The 20,891-nt window shown below is 64.6% G+C and carries 22 protein-coding genes; 13 read left to right on the forward strand and 9 right to left on the reverse strand.

Going from position 1 to position 20,891, the window contains the following annotated elements:
• Positions 1-25: 25 nt before the first annotated feature.
• From C0456_RS14055 to C0456_RS14085, 7 genes are all read left to right on the forward strand, one after another.
• Positions 26-895 carry a DnaJ C-terminal domain-containing protein gene (locus tag C0456_RS14055; protein ID WP_291053316.1) on the forward strand — a complete coding sequence of 290 codons (870 nt, stop codon included), beginning with the start codon at positions 26-28 and terminating at the stop codon, positions 893-895.
• A 123-nt stretch (positions 896-1,018) separates the two neighbouring features.
• Positions 1,019-1,345, forward strand: a complete 327-nt coding sequence (locus tag C0456_RS14060) for a PepSY domain-containing protein (protein WP_291053319.1) — start codon at positions 1,019-1,021, stop codon at positions 1,343-1,345.
• Between the two features lie 29 nt (positions 1,346-1,374).
• Positions 1,375-2,058, forward strand: coding sequence for a response regulator transcription factor (locus C0456_RS14065; RefSeq protein WP_011646324.1), 684 nt, complete (start codon positions 1,375-1,377; stop codon positions 2,056-2,058).
• A 25-nt stretch (positions 2,059-2,083) separates the two neighbouring features.
• The gene (locus C0456_RS14070; protein ID WP_291053326.1) at positions 2,084-3,511 is read left to right on the forward strand and encodes an ATP-binding protein; all 1,428 of its coding nucleotides are present in this window, start codon (positions 2,084-2,086) and stop codon (positions 3,509-3,511) included.
• Positions 3,508-4,092, forward strand: a complete 585-nt coding sequence (locus C0456_RS14075; RefSeq protein ID WP_291053329.1) for a tetratricopeptide repeat protein — start codon at positions 3,508-3,510, stop codon at positions 4,090-4,092. Before C0456_RS14070 ends, C0456_RS14075 begins: the two co-directional genes overlap by 4 nt.
• A 222-nt stretch (positions 4,093-4,314) precedes the next feature.
• Entirely contained in the window at positions 4,315-4,740 is a 426-nt protein-coding gene (locus C0456_RS14080) for a cytochrome c maturation protein CcmE (RefSeq protein ID WP_291053331.1), read from the forward strand.
• The gene (locus C0456_RS14085) at positions 4,737-6,644 is read left to right on the forward strand and encodes a heme lyase CcmF/NrfE family subunit (RefSeq protein ID WP_291053333.1); all 1,908 of its coding nucleotides are present in this window, start codon (positions 4,737-4,739) and stop codon (positions 6,642-6,644) included. The genes C0456_RS14080 and C0456_RS14085 overlap by 4 nt, the downstream gene beginning before the upstream one ends.
• Here the strand turns inward: C0456_RS14085 and C0456_RS14090 are convergent.
• The 5 genes from C0456_RS14090 to C0456_RS14110 form a co-directional block, all read right to left on the reverse strand.
• Positions 6,619-8,172, reverse strand: a complete 1,554-nt coding sequence (locus tag C0456_RS14090; protein WP_291053336.1) for a HAMP domain-containing sensor histidine kinase — start codon at positions 8,170-8,172, stop codon at positions 6,619-6,621. The two genes, C0456_RS14085 and C0456_RS14090, sit on opposite strands and share 26 nt — an antisense overlap.
• Before the next feature lie 33 nt (positions 8,173-8,205).
• The gene (locus C0456_RS14095; protein ID WP_290920383.1) at positions 8,206-8,934 is read right to left on the reverse strand and encodes a response regulator transcription factor; all 729 of its coding nucleotides are present in this window, start codon (positions 8,932-8,934) and stop codon (positions 8,206-8,208) included.
• Positions 8,935-8,944: 10 nt separating this feature from the next.
• Complete coding sequence (locus C0456_RS14100) at positions 8,945-10,483, reverse strand: Do family serine endopeptidase (RefSeq protein ID WP_291053339.1); 1,539 nt, start codon at positions 10,481-10,483, stop codon at positions 8,945-8,947.
• A gap of 154 nt (positions 10,484-10,637) precedes the next feature.
• Positions 10,638-11,036 (reverse strand): cytochrome c-type biogenesis protein CcmH, encoded by a 399-nt coding sequence (locus C0456_RS14105; RefSeq protein ID WP_291053342.1) that lies wholly within the window; start codon positions 11,034-11,036, stop codon positions 10,638-10,640.
• 78 nt (positions 11,037-11,114) lie between these two features.
• The gene (locus C0456_RS14110) at positions 11,115-11,546 is read right to left on the reverse strand and encodes a hypothetical protein (protein WP_291053344.1); all 432 of its coding nucleotides are present in this window, start codon (positions 11,544-11,546) and stop codon (positions 11,115-11,117) included.
• Between the two features lie 147 nt (positions 11,547-11,693).
• On the opposite strand from C0456_RS14110, the gene C0456_RS14115 reads away from it, so the two are divergent.
• From C0456_RS14115 to C0456_RS14135, 5 genes are all read left to right on the forward strand, one after another.
• Positions 11,694-14,405, forward strand: coding sequence for a bifunctional [glutamine synthetase] adenylyltransferase/[glutamine synthetase]-adenylyl-L-tyrosine phosphorylase (locus C0456_RS14115; protein ID WP_291053347.1), 2,712 nt, complete (start codon positions 11,694-11,696; stop codon positions 14,403-14,405).
• A gap of 47 nt (positions 14,406-14,452) precedes the next feature.
• Positions 14,453-15,052, forward strand: a complete 600-nt coding sequence (locus C0456_RS14120; protein WP_291053350.1) for an EF-hand domain-containing protein — start codon at positions 14,453-14,455, stop codon at positions 15,050-15,052.
• A 103-nt stretch (positions 15,053-15,155) separates the two neighbouring features.
• The gene (locus C0456_RS14125) at positions 15,156-15,698 is read left to right on the forward strand and encodes an RNA polymerase sigma factor (RefSeq protein ID WP_291053353.1); all 543 of its coding nucleotides are present in this window, start codon (positions 15,156-15,158) and stop codon (positions 15,696-15,698) included.
• Positions 15,698-16,153, forward strand: coding sequence for a hypothetical protein (locus C0456_RS14130; protein ID WP_291053355.1), 456 nt, complete (start codon positions 15,698-15,700; stop codon positions 16,151-16,153). Before C0456_RS14125 ends, C0456_RS14130 begins: the two co-directional genes overlap by 1 nt.
• Positions 16,150-16,686 (forward strand): periplasmic heavy metal sensor, encoded by a 537-nt coding sequence (locus C0456_RS14135; protein ID WP_291053358.1) that lies wholly within the window; start codon positions 16,150-16,152, stop codon positions 16,684-16,686. Before C0456_RS14130 ends, C0456_RS14135 begins: the two co-directional genes overlap by 4 nt.
• Here the strand turns inward: C0456_RS14135 and C0456_RS14140 are convergent.
• Both C0456_RS14140 and C0456_RS14145 read right to left on the reverse strand, forming a co-directional pair.
• Positions 16,683-17,117, reverse strand: coding sequence for a GFA family protein (locus C0456_RS14140; protein WP_291053361.1), 435 nt, complete (start codon positions 17,115-17,117; stop codon positions 16,683-16,685). The genes C0456_RS14135 and C0456_RS14140 overlap by 4 nt on opposite strands.
• On the reverse strand, positions 17,081-18,529 hold the full coding sequence (locus C0456_RS14145) for an amidase (RefSeq protein WP_291053363.1): 1,449 nt from the start codon (positions 18,527-18,529) through the stop codon (positions 17,081-17,083). Before C0456_RS14145 ends, C0456_RS14140 begins: the two co-directional genes overlap by 37 nt.
• A gap of 242 nt (positions 18,530-18,771) precedes the next feature.
• Between C0456_RS14145 and C0456_RS14150 the strand changes: the two genes are divergently transcribed.
• The gene (locus tag C0456_RS14150; RefSeq protein WP_291053366.1) at positions 18,772-20,145 is read left to right on the forward strand and encodes a TrkH family potassium uptake protein; all 1,374 of its coding nucleotides are present in this window, start codon (positions 18,772-18,774) and stop codon (positions 20,143-20,145) included.
• Positions 20,146-20,151: 6 nt separating this feature from the next.
• On the opposite strand, the gene C0456_RS14155 is transcribed toward C0456_RS14150, so the two are convergent.
• Together C0456_RS14155 and C0456_RS14160 are read right to left on the reverse strand one after the other, a co-directional pair.
• Positions 20,152-20,556: a metallopeptidase family protein gene (locus C0456_RS14155; protein WP_291053369.1), complete on the reverse strand. Its 405-nt coding sequence runs from the start codon at positions 20,554-20,556 to the stop codon at positions 20,152-20,154.
• Complete coding sequence (locus C0456_RS14160; RefSeq protein ID WP_291053371.1) at positions 20,553-20,873, reverse strand: YbjQ family protein; 321 nt, start codon at positions 20,871-20,873, stop codon at positions 20,553-20,555. The genes C0456_RS14155 and C0456_RS14160 overlap by 4 nt, the downstream gene beginning before the upstream one ends.
• Positions 20,874-20,891: the final 18 nt, after the last annotated feature.

Consider the following 20,891-nt stretch of genomic DNA (forward strand, 5'->3'; position numbering starts at 1 on the left):
TTTTAGCGTTTGGAAGGAGCCCTCTGTGGCGCTCGATCCTTACAAGGTGCTCGGTGTGCCGCGAACGGCGACCGAGGCCGAGATCAAGAAGGCATACCGCGCCAAGGCCAAGGCGCTGCACCCCGACCTGCACCCGAATGACGAGAAGAAGTCGGAGGAGTTCAAACAGGCTTCCGCCGCCTTCGCCATTCTGGGCGACAAGGAGCAGAGGGCGAAGTTTGACCGGGGCGAGATCGACGGGGACGGCAATCCGCGCGGCTTTGCCGGGGGCGGGGCGGGCGAAGGCTTTCCGGGCGGCGGCGGATTTCGCTGGGAATCGCGCAGCGGCGGGGCGCAGGGCGATCCGTTCGAGGACATTCTCTCCGGCATGTTCGGCGGCGGCGGGCGGCGGCGCAATCCCGGCCCGATCAAGGGGCGCGATGTGCGCTACCGGGTGGAGATCGCCTTCGAGGACGCGGTGACCGGCGCGCGCCGGCGCATGACGATGGCTGATGGCAGCGCGCTGGACGTGAACATTCCGGCCGGGATCACCACCGGCCAGGTGCTGCGCCTGAAAAGCCAGGGCCAGCCCTCACCCACCGAAGGCCCGCCGGGCGACGCGCTGCTGGAAGTGGAAGTGGCGGGCAGCCCGGTCTGGACCCGGGAGGGCAACAATCTGCGCATGAGCGTGCCGGTGGACCTGAAAAAGGCCGTGCTGGGCGGCAATGTGGACGTGAAGACGCCTTCGGGCACGGTGTCGCTGAAGGTGCCGGCGGGGTCGAATACGGGCGCGCAGCTGCGCCTGAAGGGTAAGGGCGTGCAGGTGAGCCCGCCGGGGGACCTCTATGTGCGGCTGGAAATCGTGCTGGCCGACCCGAAGGATGAGGGGCTGAAACGCTGGGCGGAGGGGCGGTAGGCACCCGGTTTTCTGCCGGATGTGGCTTATCCTCAGCAGGAGTGGCAATCTGTGGGGAAAATGGAAAAACACCTAACCGCACATTCACTTCGCGTTCAGAGCTGGCGCGTCATACGGGGCCTCATGAAACGCATTCTGGTGACTCTCGCCCTTTCGGCCCTGGCCGTTGCCCCCGGCGCCCTGGCGCAGCAGGGGGGCAATCCCTGGGCGAACCAGTTTTCCCCCGGACAGGCCCGCGAGGCCGTGCGCGAGGGCAAAACCGTGCCGCTGAGCAAGATATTCCAGCAGCTGAAACGCGAATATGGCGGCTATCAGCTGGGCGCGGAGCTTTACTCCCGCGATGACGGCACCACTTTCTACGAAATCGACTGGATGACGGAAGACGGCCGCAAGGCGCATTTCACCGTGGACGCGCAGAGCGGCTCGGTTATGAACCGCCGCGGCGGCTGACCGTTTGAAGGACTTGCTGGAGAAGACACATGCGTATCCTGGTTGTTGAAGACGATGCAGACCTCCGCCGGCAGCTGGCCGATGTGCTGTCCCAGTCGGGCTATGCCGTAGACCTGGCTGCCGATGGTGAGGACGGGCAGTTCCTGGGTGAGACCGAGCCTTATGACGCGGTCGTGCTGGACCTTGGCCTGCCGAAGATTGACGGGGTGAGCGTGCTGAAAAGCTGGCGCAAGGAGGGCAAGACCTTCCCGGTGCTGATCCTCACCGCGCGCGACCAGTGGAGCGAGAAGGTATCTGGCTTTGATGCCGGGGCCGATGACTATCTGACCAAGCCCTTCATCACCGAGGAGCTGCTGGCACGCCTGCGGGCGCTGCTGCGCCGGGCGGCGGGGCATTCGGCCGCGACGATCGAGTGCGGCAAGCTGATGGTGGATACCCGTGCGGCGCGCGCAACGGTGAATGGCGAGCCGATCAAGCTGACGGCGCATGAATACCGCGTGCTGTCTTACCTGATGCATCATCAGGGCCGCGTGGTGCCGCGCACGGAGCTGGTCGAGCATATCTATGATCAGGATTTCGACCGCGACTCCAACACGATCGAGGTGTTCATCGGGCGCCTTCGCCGCAAGATCGGCCAGGACCGGATCCAGACCGAGCGGGGCCTTGGCTACCGTCTGATCGTGCCTGAGGACGAAGCACGCGTTGCAGGCTGACGCCGAACGCGGCTAGAGCTCGCTGATGAGTGAGGTCTCCGCCCCGAAACGCAGCCTGATTGACCGCTGGTCCAGCGTCTCGCTGGCCCGGCGTGTCATGATTGCGGCGCTGGTCTGGGGGCTGCTGGTGCTGATTGGTGGGGCTGTGGCGCTGTCGGCGATCTACCGCGCGCAGACGCTTTCCCTGATCGAGGACGACCTTGAGCAGACGCTGGTGACGCTCTCGCGCGAGCTGACGCGGGAGGATGCGTTTCTGGCCGATGGCCGGGTGACTGACACCAATCGCAACTTCTTCTCCAATGATGCGCGGTTTCAGACGCAGTATTCCGGGCATTACTGGGCGGTGGTGGGGCTCACCCCAGAGGGGGAGATTGCCGGGGATTTCCGCTCGCGCAGCCTGTGGGATGAGGCCGTGCCGGTGACGCCGGAGCTGATTGCGCGCGCCGTGGAGCTGCCGGGTGTTGCGCGGTATGCGAACTATCCGGGGCCGCTGGACCAGGTGTCCCGCGTGGGGGCGATGGCGATCATCGTGGAAAACCGTGCCACGCCGCTGGTGCTGATTGCGGCGGCTGACCGCACGCCGAACGACGCGGCCGCGACGCGGTTCCGGGACATGCTGCTGGCGACGATGATTGCCCTGTTCGGCGGCGTGTTTGCGGCGATGGTGGTGGCCGTGCGCTATTCTCTGAACCCTTTGCGCCGGCTGGAAACGGATGTGGCGAAGGTGCGCGAGGGGGAGACGCTGAAGCTGGCCGGTGATTACCCGGAGGAGGTTCGTCCGCTGACGGAGGAGCTTAACAAGCTGATCGAGCATAACCGCGAGGTGGTGGAGCGGGCGCGCACGCATGTGGGCAACCTTGCCCATGCGCTGAAGACGCCGCTGGCGGTGTTGCGCAATGAGGCCAAGGGCGGATCGCAGCTGGATGATGTGGTGCGCCGGCAGGCCGAGGCGATGCAGACCAATGTGGAGCATTACCTGAAGCGCGCGCGCATGGCGGCGCGGGCCGAGGCGATTGGCGCACGGACGGATGTGCGCCCGGTGCTGGACGGGCTGGCGCGGATGCTGAACCGATTGTTCGATGCGCGCGGGATTGAGGTGACGGTGACCGGCGCAGACACGGCCATCTTCCGGGGCGAGCAGCAGGATTTCGAGGAGATGGCCGGAAACCTGATGGAAAACGCCTGCAAGTGGGCGGCCAGCGAGGTGCTAGTGACGGTCCGCGACAGCGGGCGCGAACTTGTGATCACTGTTGAGGATGATGGCCCCGGCCTGACGCCCGAGCAGCGGGCCGGCGCGATGAAGCGCGGGGTGCGGCTAGATGAAACAACGCCGGGGACTGGGCTTGGCCTCTCGATTGTTACAGAATTGGCGGAGCTGCATAAGGGCAGCTTCGAACTCGGCGATGCTGCGCTTGGCGGCCTCAAGGCAACCCTCAGATTTCCCAGGCCATGAAAGCTTTGAACCTCATCATCCTCGGCGGCAGTCTCGCGCTCGGCGTGGGGGGCTATCTGCTGATTGGCAAGCCCGGTATGGCGGACCAGCCCATGGCCGAGAGGCAGGCGGCGCTGGCAGAGAAGGTGCGGGTGGACCCCCAATCACTGACCGAGGGCGAGATGCTGTCGCGGCTGGAACAGGCGGTGATTGACAAGCCGGACGATCCGCAGCCGCATTATTTCATCGGCGAGATGCTGCGCACGCAGGGGCGGACGGAAGACGCCGTGCGGGCGTATCAGTCGGCGCTGCGGCGGGATCAGGACTTTGTGCCGGCGCTGATCGGGCTGGCCGATGTGCTGACCCAGCTTGCCGAAGGGGGCATCGGGCCGGATGCGACGCGGCTATATGCGCGGGCCTATCAGCTGGACGAGACGCAGGTGAGCGCGGGCATGCGCGCGGCCATGGGCGCGGCGCAGGCGGGCGACCAGGAAAAGGCCGAGCAGGCGATGCGCTACATCTATTCCCGCCTGCCGGAGGATGATCCGCGGCGAGAGCGCTTCCGCCCGATGATCGAGGCGATCGGGCAGGGGCCGGAGTAAGCCCCAAACACCCGGTTCAAAGCCCCTTCTCCCCTTGGGAGAAGGGGTTGGGGATGAGGGGGGCGCAGGTCTTACCCTCAAGCCTCACATTTGCGGAGAAGTCGTCCCCCCTTACCCTCGGCCCCTCTCCCGGAGGGAGAGGGGAGAAGAAGGCGCCCGCCCTCCACCGCGCCGCATCTGCCGCACTCCCCAAGGGGCACGGGTCAGCCTATAAACCCTTGCATGCGCGCACGTACCCGACGCCTCTATACTTTCGGCATTGCCGCCCTGCTCGTGATTGCGGCGGCGGCACTGGCTTTCTTTGCCCTGCGTGAGAACGCTAATCTCTTCTACACACCTGAAATCCTTGCGGAAAAAGGCCTGCCCAAAGAGGGGCGGGAGGTGAAGGTGGGCGGCTGGGTCGAGCCGGGCTCGCTGACCTATGCCGATGGCGGGGCGACGATGCGCTTCACCGTCATCGATAACAGCCCGAATACGATCACGGTGAGCTTTACCGGCGTGGCGCCAGACCTCTTCCGCGAGGGGCAGGGCGTGGTGGCGACCGGCCGGTTCAGCCCCGAGGGCGAGTTCACCGCGCGACAGCTGCTGGCCAAGCATGACGAGAATTACCAGCCGCGCGAGCTGAAACCGCTCGAGGCGGGCGGATGATCGAGCTTGGCCATTTTGCGGCCTTCCTGGCGCTCGGACTTTCTTTGGCGCAGGCGGTGTTCGGCCTGAAGGGCGAGCGGCGTCTGGCCGGGCTGGCAGCGGTGACCGGCTTTGGCGTGATGGCACTGTCCTTCCTGATCCTGATCTTTGCCTTCATGCGCTCGGATTTCTCCGTGGCGCTGGTGGCCAACAACTCCCACACCCTCAAACCCATGGTCTACAAGATCGCCGGGGCGTGGGGAAACCATGAAGGCTCGATGGCGCTCTGGTGCCTCGTGACCATCGGCTTTGGCGCGATTGCCGCGGCCACGATGCGCACGGGGCGGGAAACATTCGAGGCGCGCGCGCTGGGCGTGCAGGGGATGCTGGCATTTGGCTCGCTGGCGTATCTGCTGTTTGCTTCTTCCCCCTTCCTGCGGCTCGATCCGGCGCCGTTTCAGGGCGCGGGGCTGAACCCGCTGCTGCAGGACCCCGCGCTCGCGCTGCACCCGCCGATGCTCTACCTCGGCTATGTCGGCTATTCCTTCGTGTTCGCGCTGGCGGCCGCTGGTCTGATGGAGGGGCGGATTGACCGGGTGTGGGCGAAGGAAGCGCGCATCTGGTCGTTGGCAGCCTTTGCGCCGCTGACCCTTGGCATCGCGCTCGGTTCCTACTGGGCTTATTACGAGCTTGGCTGGGGCGGCTGGTGGTTCTGGGACCCCGTGGAGAATGCGTCGCTGATGCCCTGGCTGATCGGGGCGGCGCTGCTGCATTCGGTGATCGTGACGGAGAAGCGCGAGAGCTTTGCGGCCTGGACGGCGCTGCTAGCGGTGCTTTCCTTCCTGTTCTCGATCCTGGGCGCGTTCCTTGTGCGCTCCGGCGTTCTGACCTCCGTACATGCCTTTGCGGTGGACCCTGAGCGCGGCACGCTGCTGCTGCTGGGGCTGCTGGCCTATGGCGGCTTTGCGCTCGGCCTCTTTGCGATGCGCGCGCCCGCGCTGACCGGGGGCAAGCCGTGGCAATTGTTCAGCCGCGAAGGCGCGCTGATGGCGAACAATGTGGTGTTGATCGTCGCAACACTGACGGTTCTGCTGGGCACGCTGTTCCCGCTGATCGCCGAGGCGTTCGGGCGGACCATTTCAGTGGGCGAGCCCTATTTCAACCTGACTTTCGTGCCGATCCTGGTGCTTATCCTGATCCTCTTGCCGGTGGTGCAGGCCTGGGCCTGGGGCAAGGCGGACCTGAAGACCTGGACACGCTGGGCCATGGGCGGGGCCGCGTTGACGGCGGTGTTCCTGCTGCTGGGCGTTGGCGTGATGAGCATTCCGCTGGGCGCGGCCTTTGGCGTGGCGGTGGGCGTGTGGCTGGTGTTTGGCGGCGTGTGGGAAATGAAGCGGCGGGCGATGACGCTCGGCCGTGTGTTCAAGATGCCGGCGCGCGTCTGGGCGATGACGCTGGCGCATGTGGGCCTCGGCCTGTTTGTGATCGGCGCGGTGATCGAAACCAGCGGGCGCTATGAGGCGACGCTTGCGCTCGCCGAGGGCGGCACGGGCACGGTCGCGGGCTGGGAAATCACGCTGAAGGAAGTGCGCGCGATCGAGGGGCCGAACTGGTATGCCGACAAGGCCGTGCTGACCGCGTGCAAGGGCGGGGCGAGCGCCGAGCTGTTGCCGATGAAGCGTTTCTATCCGGCCGCGATGATGCCGACGACGGAAACCGCGATCCACAAGACGGGCACCGGCGATCTCTATGTGGCGCTGGGCGAACAGCGCGAAGTGGATGGGCAGGCGCGCTGGGTGTTCCGGGTCTATTACAACCCGATGGTGGACCTTCTGTATTTCGGTGTCGTGCTGATCGGCCTTGGCGGGCTGCTGGCGATGTGGCCGGAGAAGCGCGGGCTCAAGCCCTCGGAAGGCGCAGCGTAGCTTTCAGGCCGGGCTGTTCGGGCGGTCCATTTCCGCTGTCGAGGATCAGCTCGCCCCGGTGCAGCTCTGCCACCGATTCCACCAGCGCGAGGCCAAGGCCGGAGCCGGGCAGGGTACGCGCCGAATCGAGGCGGTGGAAACGCTGGGTGACCTTGCCGCGCTCTTCCGGCGGGATACCTGGGCCGGAATCGATGACCGTCAGGTCGATCATGCCTTCCGGCGTGCGGCTGGCGGAGAAGCTGATGCTGCCGCCTTCGGGGGTGTATTTCACCGCATTGTCGAGCAGGTTGGCGAGGGCCTGGCCGATCAGGTCCTTGTCGCCAAGGATGACGAGGTTCTTCGCGATCTGGCTCTTGAAGGAGAGGTTTGCCTCCTCGCAGGCGGGATCGAACAGCTCGGCCAGTTCTTCGGCGAGCGCGCTGAGGTCCATCCGGGCGAGGGTGCCCTCCGAGCCGGCATCGAGGCGGGCAAGGCGCAGGATGGCGTTGAACGTGTCGAGCACGCGGTCGACTTCCTGAAGCGTGATGCCGAGGGTTTCGTTCGCCGCTTCCTCAGACAGGGGCTGGCTGAGGGAGATTTCCAGACGGTTGCGCAGGCGCGTGAGGGGGGAACGCAGGTCGTGGGCGATGGCGTTGCCGGTGTGGCGGGAGGATTCCACCAGCTTCTGGATCTGGTCGAGCATCGCGTTGAGGCGCTGGGCGAGGCGGTCGAACTCGTCGCCGGTGCCGCGCACGGGCATGCGCCGGCCAAGCTCGCCGCCCATGACGGCTTCGGTGGTCTTGGCGAGTTCATCGGCGCGCTTGGCTGCGCCGCGGGAGATGAGCAGGCCGCCCGCCAGTGACAGGATCAGCGCGATGGGCAGGGCGACGTAGACCGCGTTACGGATACGGCCGACGATGACCGTCTGCTGGGCGGTGTCGAATGCCACCATCAGGGCGCCGCCATTGTCGCGCAGGCGCACGATGCGGCCGGCGGCGGGGCGCAGCGATGTGGTGCCATCGGCCTGGGGCAGCTCGAAATCGAAATAGACGGTTTTCATGCCGGCGGCCGGCGGCTCGGCCGGCAGGCGGGGGAAATGCCCGGCGATCTTCCGGCCCGAGGAGTCTTCCAGATAGTAGAAGAATTGCGAGCCCGAGAGCGTCATCCGCTCGAACACCGACTGGCTGAGGCGTTCCATGCCGCCGGTATAATAGGCGTTGGCGAGCTGTTCGAATTCCACCGTGATGCGGTTTTCGGACTCGGCGCGGATATAGTAAACCGTTGAATAATAGAGATAAACCAGCAGCGCGCCGGAGAAGGCCGCGATGATGGCCGAATAGAGGATCGTCAGCTTGAAGGTGGTGGTGCGCGCAAAGGCGGGCATCGCCTTCTTGATCTGCGCCATGAAGGGCAGGCTCGACCAGGCTTTGCCGATGCCCCGCCAGCCAGCGCGCAGACCTTTGCCCACAATCCGCAAGGGACGCAGGACCTGCGCCCGGTCAGGCACCCTCGGGGCCAGCCATGCGGGAAGTTGGAGCGGCGTTTTCATGGCGCGTTAGGTGCCAGCGCCGCTCCAAAAGGTCTAGCCCTGGCTCTGCAGCCGGTAGCCGGCGCCGCGAACGGTCTGGAGCAGCGGTTCGGCGAACTCCTTGTCGATCTTGGCGCGCAGGCGGGAGATGTGAACATCGATGACGTTGGTTTGGGGGTCGAAGTTATAGTCCCACACCTTTTCCAGCAGCATGGTGCGCGTCACCACCTGACCGGCATGGCGCATCAGATATTCCAGCAGGCGGAACTCGCGCGGCTGAAGGTCGATCTTCTTGCCCGCGCGGGTGACCTTGCGGGTGAGGAGGTTCATTTCCAGGTCGCCGGCCTTGAGCACGGTCACCGGCGGCTCGGCGCTGGTCTGGCGGCGGCCGAGGGCTTCGACGCGGGCGGCGAGTTCTGCCGGGGCAAAGGGCTTGGCGAGGTAGTCCTCAGCGCCGGCCCGCAGGCCCTGCACCTTGTTCTGAACATCGCCGAGCGCGGAGAGGAAGAGGGCGGGCGTTGTGCCGCCGGCTGCGCGGAATTCCTGCAGCAGGGTCAGCCCGTCCTTTTCCGGAAGCATCCGGTCCACGATCAGGGCATCGAACTCCGACGCCCTGGCCCGCGCGAGGCCGGAGGCGCCATCAGCGACGCGCTCCACCTTGTGCCCGGCATCGGCGAGCACCTTTTCAATGAAGCTCGCCATTTCGTTATCGTCCTCAATCACGAGAACTTTCAGCGATGCTGTGGATTCTGTCTCGACCATGCTGGTCTCCATCAACGTCATGTGGGCTCCTTCAGCCTGCCGGCAAATCTACAGTGCGGTAAATCGTGGCCTGCCCGACGCGGACGGCCAGGAGGATTTTCGACCGTCTGGCCGCTTTGGCTTCCTTCACGGTGTTCTCGAAGGCCTCGACGGTCGGCACGGGCTGGCCGTTGGCTTCCAGAATGACCAGGTCCTTTTCGAAGCCCGCCTTGGCGAAGATTCCGTCCGGGGTCACTTCCGTGATCGTCAATCCGGTATCGTTCGGGCGGAGGCCAAGCCGCTGGCGTATTTCCTCCGTCATCGGAAGCATCCGCACGCCAAAGTCGCTCAGGAGCTTGCCGGGCACGCCGGACGACTGCCCGCCGCGGCCGGTGCCGGGCGAGGAGGGGTTGTTGACGCTTGCGGCCGGATCATCCGGGCGCTCGCCCACGGTGACGTTGAGCGTCTGGCGTTTGCCATTGCGGATGATCTCGAACTTATTCGAGCTGTTGGCGATGAGACGGCCCACGATCCGCGTGGTGGAGGTCGCGTCGGTGACCTTCTGGCCGTTGACGGACAGAATGATGTCGTTGCGCAGGAGACCGGCTTTTTCAGCCGGGCTGCCAACCGTCACATCGGCGATCAGCGCGCCTTTGGTGTCCGCGATGCCGAGAGCTTCGGCAAATTCAGGCGTCAGATCGCCGATCTGCACGCCAAGCCAGCCGCGCGAGACGCGGCCATCCTTGATCAGCGTGTCAGTCACTTCCTTGGCCAGCTCTGCGGGAATCGCAAAGCCGATGCCGACCGAGCCGCCGGTGGGCGAGAGGATCTGCGAGTTCACGCCGATGACGTTGCCTTGCAGGTCAAAGGTCGGGCCGCCGGAGTTGCCCCGGTTGATCGGGGCGTCGATCTGGATAAAGTCCGTATACGGGCTGCTGGCGCCAAGCTCGCGCCCATCGGCCGAGAGGATGCCTGCAGTGGCGGTGCCGCCGAGGCCGAAGGGGTTACCCAGGGCGACGACCCAATCCCCCTTGCGGACGGCTTTCGAGCTGCCGAACTTCACGAAAGGGTATTTGCCTTTTTGCTTCACGCGCAGGACTGCGAGGTCTGTCTGGCGGTCGGTGCCGACAAGTTCGGCTTCCAGTTCCTTGCCGTCAGAGGTGACGATCTGGATCTGGGTGGCGCGGTCGATGACGTGGTGGTTGGTGACGACGAGGCCGTCTTCGGAAATGAAGAAGCCTGAGCCGAGCGAGCGCGATTCGCGCTGGCGGGGTGTTTCCTGCGGGGCGGGGCGCTGCTGGAAGAATTCTTCCAGGCCGGGCACGCCGCGGAATTGTTCAAGGAAGCCTTCCATATCCTGAAGGCGCCCAACATCCTGGGTGGCAATCACGTTTACGCTGACGACCGCCGGTTCTACTTTCTCAATCAGGTCCGCGAAGCTCAGCGGCGCGCCAGGCGGGGCCTGGATCGCAATGGGCTGAGCGCCGGCTTCGGGCGCGATAAGTTTCGGTACCGAGATCGCGCTCCCCATGATTGCAGCTCCGAAGGCAGCAGCTACGAGTGCCTGGGCCGAAATCCCGAATTTGCGCATCTATCTCTCCAGATCGCTGTTTTTGCGCCAGTATCAGCGCAAGACCAAAACATAAACATGCCACACCCAGAGTGGGCATTAAAAGACAGTTAGGTGTAATCACGGCAGCTTGAAGGCTGCTGGCCGGTTAAAATGGCGGCCCGGCGAACGCTTTTCAGACGCCTTCGGCTTCTACTTCACCGGTTTTTCGCTTCGCATTCATGGCGAGGACGACGCCAATCACCGCCCCGGCGCCGAGGAGGAAGAAAGGAAAGCCCCATAGAAGCCAGCTGGCCAGATCCCGTGCCGGGGGGCGGAACAGCACGAATTCACCATAACGGCTGACGAACCAGTCCCGGATCTCCGCGTCGGAAGCGCCTTCGGCCACCATCTCGCGGATGCGGGCGCGCATGTCTTCGGCGATGGGGGCGGAGGACTGGGAGACAGGCTCATTCTCGCACGCCACGCAGCGCACTTCCCGCATCAGCGCCTGGGCCCGCATTTCCTGTGCAGGGTCTTCCAGCGGCGCGCTGGCAGCAAAGGCAATCAGGATGGAGGCGAGAAGCGCTTTCATATCGGGAGCAGCCTAGCAGACGCAGGCGTGCGGGGGAAAGGCGCAGCGATGTCTCAGGCTGGGCCCTGGCGCGCCGGCTCAGATCACGCCGTCGCGGCGCATCACGGCCTCTTCGGATTCGTGCGAGATGTAGGCGAGGATTTGCGGCTTGCCGGCGGTTTTCACCATATAGGTGATGTCGAATAGGGAGGTGACATGGCCTGACTTCGCCCTGGCGAAGGCCATCTTCCAGCGGGCCCGCACCATATAGTGCAGCGGCGCGACTTCTTCGGTGGATGCGAGGTCCACATCCAGCGCCTCCAGCCCAAGCTGCTGGCGCAGCATGGTGTGGCGTTCCGCCAGCGCCTTGCGATACTGGGCGTCGACCTTCCAGGCGGCAAAGGTGTCCGGCGAGGTTTCGATATAGGTCGGCGCGTAGGACGCCGCGATGGTCTCGGTATCTCCCTCCAGAGATGCCTTGGCATACTGCTGAAAGAAGCGTCGAAGCGTCTCTTCGCGAGTTTCGGCCATCTAAGGCGCTCCATGTTTTCAAGGGGTGCCATAGCAAGGCTTTGCTAAGGTTCTGCGTCCGGGATGTAATAAGTCCAAGACGCATGACCTCGCGAAAGGTTGCGAACGGGTTTGTCGCCGCCGGGCGCCTCGGCTAAGTCTTTGGGTATGCTCACTATCCGTCCGATTCAGTCGACCCCCGAAGCGGCCCTGGCAGCGGCGGCGGAGTATGCGCCCTATCTTCGCCGGCTGGCCGATCGCGGGGCGGGGCTCGACTTCGGCGCCGCCCTGACACGGGCAACCACGCTGCCGCGGGATATGCCGGTGGCGGAGGTGATGACGGCGCTGCGCCAGGCGAAAGCCTCGGCCCACCTGTCGCTGGCGGCGGCAGACCTTGCCGGAACCATGGATGTGATGGAGGTGACCCGTCACCTGACCGAGTTTGCCGGGGGAAGCCTTGAAACGGCGCTGCAGTCTGCGCTGGCGGCGCGGGGGCTGAAATCTGACGGCATCTTCGTCATTGCGCTGGGCAAGATGGGCGCGTTCGAGCTCAACTATTCGAGCGACATAGACGTGTGCGCCTTTTATGAGCGCAGCCGGTTTGATGGCGGCGACCGGGATCCGGGGGACGCGGCCCAGCGGGTGATCCGCGAGATGGTGCGGATCATGGAGGAGATCACGGCGGCCGGTTATGTGTTCCGGACCGATCTGCGGCTGCGGCCTGACCCTGGCTCGACACCGGTGGCCGTTTCGACCGACATGGCGGACGTCTATTATGAAAGCCAGGGCCAGAACTGGGAACGGATGGTCTGGATCAAGGGCCGGCCCACGGCGGGGGATATTCCGGCAGCGGAGCGTTTCCAGAAGCGGCTGGAGCCCTATGTCTGGCGCCGCAATCTGGACTATTGGGCCATCGGCGACATCCAGGCCATCAAGCGGATGATCAACACCAAGGTCGGCGATGACGGATTTGCTTCGGTTTCTCCCGATGTGAAACTGTCGCCGGGCGGGATCCGCGAGATCGAATTCTTTGTGCAGACCCAGCAGCTGATCCTCGGCGGGCGGGAACCGGCGCTGCGGGACAATTCCACGCTGGGCGCGATGGAGGCCCTGCGCGCGGCGGGGGTGGTTTCCGACAAGACAGCGGCGGAGCTGACGACCGCTTACCGGGCGCTGCGCAATGTCGAGCACCGTATCCAGATGCGGCAGGATGAGCAGACCCATACCGTGCCGGCAGATCCGGCAGAGCGCGAGGCGGTTGCCTGGCTCTGCGGCTATGGCAACCTTGCCGACTTTGACCGCGATCTTCTGGAAACCCGCCGTATCGTGCAGTCTGCCTATGACGCGCTGTTCGCGCAGGAAGACCGGGCCGCCGAAAGCCATGGGCTGGGCAATCTTGTCTTCACCGGCGTGGATGATGATCCGGGTACGGTGAAAACGCTGAGCGATCTGGGCTTCTCCGATCCGTCTTCGGCCATTGATACGATCCGCAACTGGCACCGCGGGCGCGTGCCGGCCACCCGTACCGGGCGTGGCCGGGAAATCCTCACCTCCATCCTGCCGGGCTTGCTGAAGGCCATGGGCGCGACGGGTGAGCCCGATGAGGCGTTCCGCTGGTTTTCACGCTTCTTCGAGGGGCTTTCTTCGGGCGTGCAGACGCTGTCGATGCTGCTGGCGCGGCCGGATTTGCTGGACGATCTCGTCTCGACGCTGGCGCTGGCGCCGCGTCTTGCACAGATCCTGGCCCGGCGGCCAGACCTTCTGGAGGCGCTGGTCTCCAACGCCATTCCGCGCGCGCCGGAGCTTTCGGATGAAGTGAGTTTCGATGCGGCGATGGACGCGTGGCGGCGGTATCACCGGGAGCAGAGTTTCCTGATCGGCCACCGCCTGCTGCATGGCCTGCTGCCCACCGATCAGGCGGCCGAAGCCTGGACCAGCCTTGCCGATGAGACCATCCGCCAGATGGCGGGCGCAGCCGCCGCCGAAACCACCCGCCGCAATGGCGCGGTTCCAGGGCGCTGGGCGGTGTTCGCGATGGGCAAGCTGGGCGGGGGGGAGCTGACGGCCGGCTCTGATCTCGACATCATCCTGATTTATGATTCGCAGGCGGACGATGCGCAGACCTGGTTCACGCGGCTCACCCAGCGCCTGATCACGGCGCTGACGGCGCCCACCGCAGAGGGCGCGCTCTATGAAGTGGACATGCGGCTGCGCCCCTCCGGGCGGGCAGGGCCTGTTGCCGTGAGCCTGCCAGCCTTCCGGCATTATCAGACGGAAGAGGCGTGGACCTGGGAACATATGGCGCTGACGCGGATGCGGTTTGTGTCCGGCGATGCCAGCCTGGGCACCGAAGTGCTGGGCATTGCGGCCGATGCGATCTCCGCGCGCGCGCGGAGCGACCGCCGCAAGGCGATCCCCGGTGATGTGGCCGACATGCGCGCCACACTTTACCGCGAGAAGCCGGGCAAGGGGCTCTGGGATCTGAAGACCGCCGAGGGCGGGCTGATCGACATCGAATTCATGGCGCAGAAGGAAATGTTGCTCCGTGCCCGTCCCGATCTTATCCGGCCCGCAACGGCGCTCGCCCTGTCGGGGCTGGCAGAAGCCGATGAGAGTGAGCATCCGGCCGAGGCGGAGGACTGGTATTTCCTGCGCGCGGCGCTGCATCTTCTTTCTTCAATGCAGCAGATCCAGCGTCTGGCGCTGGGCGATGAGGAGGCGGAAGACGCGGCCATCCCTGAGGGCTTGAAAAACCGGTTCTGCCGCGCCGCCGCCGAGGAAGAGGGATTTGACGTGCTCGAAGACCGTCTCAGACAGGTAAAAAATCGCGTACATTCAATGGCGCGTGAAAAACTGCAGCTGAAAACGACGGAATCCTGACAGCCCCCCGTTTCATTGTCGCTGGGAGATGAAACTGGAGACCAGAGATGAAACGTTCGACACTCGCGTTTGCAAGCATTGCCGCAATTGCGCTCGCCATGCCGCTCGCCGCTCAGGCCGGCCCCGGCAAAGGACATCGCGGCCATGCTGGCCATCTGATGCAGATGGATGCCAACGCTGACGGAAACATTACCCGCGCCGAGGCAGAAGCCGGCCTCGCGGCCCGCTTCGCCGAGATTGATGACAATTCAGACGGCTTTGTCACCCAGGATGAGATGAAAGCTCATCATGAGGCCAAGCGCGCTGAAATGAAGGCGAACTGGGAAACCAGGAAAGCTGACCGCCCCGCCGAAGGCAAACCGCCCCGCGAAGGCAGGATGAAGGGCGACAAAGACCCCGCCAAGGCGGCTGAATGGCAAGCCAAGCGCGCTGAAAAGGCCGCTGAACACTGGGCAGCCATGGATACCGATGGCGATGGCCGCCTGAGCGTGGCTGAATTCACCGCCGAGCACATCAAGTTCTTCGACAAGCTGGATGCCGATGGCAACGGCACCATCACGAAGGCTGAGCTGGATGCGGCCAAAGCCAACAAGAAGGAGCGTCGCGGCGAATGGCGCGACAAGAAGAAAGCCCCCGCTGGCGAATAAGGTCTGAGATGGGAACGGGCCGGAGCATCCTTGAGACAATCAAATCACCCCCCCTGCGATTGTCACTCGGGACTCCGGCCCGGACTCGGCTAAACATCCTGCCGTGGCGTTTACATCGGACCTCGACCAGATCACACGCGCCGCGGCCGGAGACGCCGCGGCCATTCGTGCGCTCGTCAACCGCTACAGCCCCGGCGTGTTGGCGCTCGCCACGCGCATGCTGGGCGATTCCGCAGAGGCCGAAGACGTGACCCAGGAAACCTTCATCCGCGCCTGGAAAGCGCTTCCCAGCTGGGAGCCGCGGGCGAAATTCTCCACCTGGCTGCACCGGGTGGCGCTGAACCTCTGCTATGACCGGCTGCGCAAGCGGCGGGAGCTGTTGCCGGACGAACTGCCCGACCGCGCCGATACGGCGCTTGGGCCGCAGGACCGGCTCGACCAGAGCCAGCGGGTCAAGGCCGTGGAGGCCGCGATTTCCCGTCTGCCCGAACGCCAATCTGCTGCCTTGACCTTGTGCGCGCTGCAGGGACACTCGCAGACCGAAGCGGCGGAAATCATGGATGTCAGCGTGGAGGCCCTGGAAAGCCTGCTGGCGCGCGCGCGGCGAACGCTGCGTGCAGAATTGCTCGAAGGAAGGAATGCCTGATGACCCACAGCATGACCGATGACCGCCTGATCGAGCTGATCGAAATCTGGGGCGCAGACCCTGCGTCCTGGCCGGCGGCCGAGCGCGCCGCTGGCGAAATCCTGCTGCGGGCAAATCCTGAACGCTTTGCCGGCGCGCTGGCCGAGGCGCGCGCGCTGGACCTGATGCTGGAAGCCCTGCCAGAGCCGGCGATGCCGCGCGCCCTCACCGAAGCGATTGTTGCGGCAGCTCCGCGCCCGAAAGCGGCGCGCAAAGAAGCGCAGCGGTGGTTTGGCCTCAAGACCCCCTGGGCCCCGGCCAGCGGCTTTGCCGCCGTGGCACTCGGCCTGTTCATGGGACTGACGGTCGCGCCGGTGGCAAGCGCGGACGATGAAATGACCGTTGAGGTTCAGGAGCTTGTCGTGTCGGCCCTTGGCTTCGACACGGCGACCTATGCTGTGGAGGACGTGGAATGAGCGGACTGCCAAACTGGCTGACCCCGGCGGCGCTGGGCGTCTCCCTGCTCGTGAACCTGGCGCTGGGCGGCTATGTCGCTGGCCAGCATCTGCGCCCCGAACCGCCCAAGCCGGATGGCGCGGGCCGCCCCGTATTCGAGCGCCCTGAAGGTATTCCTCAACTTTCCCGTGATGACCGCCGGGAAGTGCGCGCGCTGATGCGGCGCGGGTTTGAAGCCTCGCAGGCAGAGCTGGCTGCGCGCCGTGAGGCTGAAAAACACTTTGCGGAAGTTCTTGCTGCCGATCCTTTCGATCCTGCTGCTGCGGAAGCGGCCCTGCGGGAACTGCGCGATGCCGACGTGATGCTCCGTGACCGGATTGGCATCGAAGTTCTGGGGGGGATTACTGAACTCTCCGCCGAACAGCGCGCCTGGGTGGCGTGGATCTTGTCCGGGCCGAAAGAAAACGCCCGCGGAAAGCACAGGAATAATAAGGACAGGGATGACCCGGCGCCCCCGCCGGAAGACGGCCCGCCGCCGCCGCCGCCGCGTTAGCCCTTGGACTTGTGGGCCAGGCGCGCGGCATTGGCTTCCCAGTTCTGCCCGTCAAACGGAACCACCGTCACTTTCAGATCCATCCAATCGTCCAGCGCCCGCCAGGTGACGGCGAAGCCATCGGGGTTGGACCGCGGGATATAGAAGCTCTTGATGCCGCAGGTCTTGCAGAAGAGGTGTTTTGCCGTGCCTGTATTGAAGGTGTACTGGCTGAGATTGTCCTTGCCCTGAAGAAGCCGGAACCGGCTTCCGGGCACGATGACATGGATATTCCCGCTCATCGCACACATGGTGCAGTTGCAGTCTTCCACCTCGAACGCGTCCGGCAGGGCCACCTCAAACCGCACGGCGCGGCAATGACAGCCGCCCTGATGCCATTTGAAGTTATCTTCCGTCAGCCGGTCCAGACCGGCGGTTTCCTGTGTGCCCATGGTGCGGCGCGCTCCAACTGTCCTGCCAGCGACAGCAGCAGGTCTTCGCGGCCATAGCGCGCGCCGAACATCATGCCAAGTGGCAGGCCGCCCGGCGCTGTTGCTGTCGGCTTCGTCCAGTGCAGCGGCACCGTCATGGCCGGGCAGCCGGTCTGGTTGAAGAGGGCGCAGTGGGGCGCAAAGCCGGCCACCGCCGCGCCCATGGCGGCAGGGTCTGCGGTCAGCGCCATGGTGCCCAGCAGGTCCGGCGCGCGGTGGAGGGTGGGGGAGAGCGTCATGTCGAACTGGCCGGCATCGAGGAAGTGCTCATAGATGATGGCCGCCGTGATGAAGGCGTTGTTCGCCTTGGCGAGTTCCACCATCGGCACTGTCCGCCCGAGGCGCACCATCGAGGCGGTGATGGGTTCGAGTTCATCATCGGTAACCGGAGACCCGCGCGCGAGGCTTCGCTCCTCTACCAGCGCGGCAATATTCGCCGAGATGGTAAACAGCCCGGCCTTGGCCAGCGCTTCGCCATCGATCAGGGGCGCGGCCTCCACCACGGTATGGCCGAGGCTTTCCAGCAGCTTCACCGTGTTGGCGAGGCCTTCGGCCGCGTCGGCATCCGGCTTCGTGCCATTCGGCGCCACCGGCCAGAAGGCGATGCGCAAGGGGCGGGGATCGCGCTCAAGTTCGGAGAGGTAGGACAGCGCCGGGGCGGGCGCGCCATAGCGGCTGCCGGTTTCGGGGCCGTGGGTCGCGTCCAGCAGCGCGGCCGTATCGCGCACCGTGCGGCTGACCACGCCGACCGTGGAGAGGCCATTCCAGCCTTCTGTCTTGGCGGGCCCCATCGGCATACGTCCGCGAGAGGCTTTGAGGCCAAAGAGGCCGCAGCAGGCTGCGGGTATACGGATGGATCCGCCGCCATCGCTGGCATGGGCCACCGGCAGCACGCCTGCTGCCACTGCGGCTGCTGCACCGCCGGAGGAGCCGCCTGTGGTCCGCGTCGTGTCCCATGGATTCCGGGTTTGTCCGTAGAGGGTCGATTCTGTTGTCAGTGTCAGGCCGAATTCAGGCGTGGTGGTGGACCCAAAGAATACGAGCCCAGCCTTGCGGAAGCGCTCCACCAGCGTCGAATCCCGGCTGGCGACATTGCCTTTGAAGGCGCGGCTGCCCGATGTCACCGGCGCGCCTTTCACCTCGACGCCCAGATCCTTCACGACAAAGGGCACGCCGGCATAGGGGCCGTCCAGGCCTCCGGCCTTGATCTGCTCGCGTGCCAGATCAGGGTAGAGCGCGGCGAAACAGTTGATCTGGCTTTGGGCGGCCTCTGCGCGGTTGATAGCATCTTCCAGCAATTCTGCGGGGGAGGCCTGCCGTGTGCGAACAAGCCCGGCGAGCCCCAGTCCGTCCTGTTCCGAATGGCGCGCCATGCTGCTGATCTCCCCAGTTTGTTTATCATGATTGGTATGCGCTGTCCTTTGTACGGGATTGTGTGGGGCGCGCAAACGGGAAGGGGGCTGGAAAGCCATGAAAAACGGTGCTATTGCCCTGCACCATCAGCCGAAGGGCGGCGCAGGCTGCAGCGGTGCTGAAAAAGGAACGGACTGACTGATCTGGCGCGCCCGCGCCGTAGTTTCCCAACCCACCCCCCTCATCATTTGAAGGTTTCATCATGCGCGTTCCGCGAGTGATCGGGGCCATCCGCAAGCTTCTTGCGGTTGCCTCTCTGCATGCCCATCGCTTCATGCGCCGGTTTCATCCGGCAAAGCTCATTTTTGCCGGCTATGCGTTCTACATGACGCTCGGCTGGGCGCTCCTGTGCCTGCCTGTCTCGCAGGCCGCCAGCGTAGCGCCGCTGGATAACCTCTTCACCGCCGTCTCTGCCGTATCCACCACGGGCCTTGTCACGGTTGACCCCGGAACCTCTTATTCATTCTTCGGAGAATTGGTGATCCTTCTGCTGATTCAGGCGGGCGGGATCGGGTATATGACGCTCGGCTCCTTCGTCATGATGGCCACGGCCCAGCATCTTTCGCCGCTCCGCGAACGGCTCGCCCGCACGGCCTTCACCCTGCCCGAAGATGTCAGTGTCGGGAGCTTCATACGTACGGTTGTCCTGTATACGCTGATTGTGGAAATCGCCGGCGCAGCCTTGCTGTATATCCAGTTCTCGGGCAGCGGCGTGGAGAACCCCGTATGGAGTTCGATTTTCCATTCCGTGTCGGCTTTCTGCACGGCGGGCTTCAGCCTGAATGCCAACAGCCTGGAGAGTTTTCGCGGAGATGTGTGGGTGAACGCCACCATTTCGGCGTTGGCGATCCTTGGCGCCATGGGCTTTCTCATTGCCTGGGATGCGTGGCGGGGCCTGACACGCCGCAGCTTTGTGCTGAGCTTTACCAGCAAGGTCATCCTGAAGCTGACCGGCGCCTTTCTGCTGGTGGGCACGGCCATCCTCTTTGTAACCGAACCGGGGATCGTTGAGCTTCCCGCCGGGGAACGCCTTCTGGCATCTTTCTTCCAGACGATGACGGCAACCACAACGGTGGGCTTCAACACTCATCCGATCAGTACGCTGACACCCGCCATTGTCGTGTTGCTTTTCTTCCTGATGGCTATTGGGGCTTCGCCTTCCGGCACCGGTGGCGGCCTCAAGACGACAACCTTTGCAGCGATGATCGGGCTCGTCCGGTCCACCGTGCGCCGGCGCCGGGAGATCACCTTCTTCAACCGCGCCATCTCGCCTGTGCGGCTGCAGCTGGCGATGGCCTCATCGGCCTACTTCGTGATGCTGATGACGCCCGCAGTCTTCATTCTCTGCCTCACAGAGCCGGGCAAGGATTTTCAGGCTTTGCTGTTTGAAGCCTTTTCCGCCATCGGAACGGTCGGCCTGTCCATGGGCGTTACCGGCACGCTGAGCGAGATGGGGAAGCTGATGATCATCCTGCTGATGTTTGCGGGGCGCGTTGGAATTCTCACCTTCGGCATCGCGCTTGCCTCGAAGGATGAGGGGCCCGAAGAGCGGCGGCAGGAGGATCTTCTTGTCTGATCCGGCCTAATCATCTTCCTCGAGCTTGGCGTCCATTTCTTCGTCGGACCAGCCGAAATGGTGGCCAAGCTCATGGATGAACACATGAGTTACCAGCTCCTCGACCGTCACATCCCCGCGCGCCGCCCATTCGAACAGGATTGGCAGGCGGTAGAGATAGACAAGCGGTCTGTATTCGGAGGGGTTGGTGACGCTTTCGATGGTGAGCGGGACGCCGGCATAGAGGCCGGTCAGTTCCAGCGCGTCTTCGATGCCCATCTCGTCAAGCGTTTCGTCCTCGGCATAATCCATCACGATGATGCGGACATCGCCGGCGGCCTTGCGCATGAAGTCTGGCAGGTCGGCGAAGCATTTCTCCGCCGTCAGATACATCTCGTCCAGGCTGGGCGCGATGGCGGTCAGCGCGCTCATGTCAGCGTCACGGCCGTGCCGGATACCGCCACCATCATCATCGAGCCGCCCTGGCCGATGACGCTGTAATCGAACTTCACGCCCACGATGGCGTGCGCGCCGAGGCGGGTTGCCTCTTCGATCATCTCGGCCAGCGCGCCGTCGCGCGTTTCGCGCAGGGTGCTCTCATAGGCGTTCGACCGCCCGCCGACGAGATTGGTAAAGCCCGCCAGAATATCCTTGCCGAGATGCGCGCCGATCACGACCTCCCCGCACACGATGCCCTTATACTCCCGGATATCCCGGCCCTGAACAGTGTGTGTGGTGGTGAGGATCATGACTGTCTCTCCGTAGAT

This window comes from Hyphomonas sp., from assembly GCF_013823385.1.
In the GTDB taxonomy this organism is placed as follows: domain Bacteria; phylum Pseudomonadota; class Alphaproteobacteria; order Caulobacterales; family Hyphomonadaceae; genus Hyphomonas.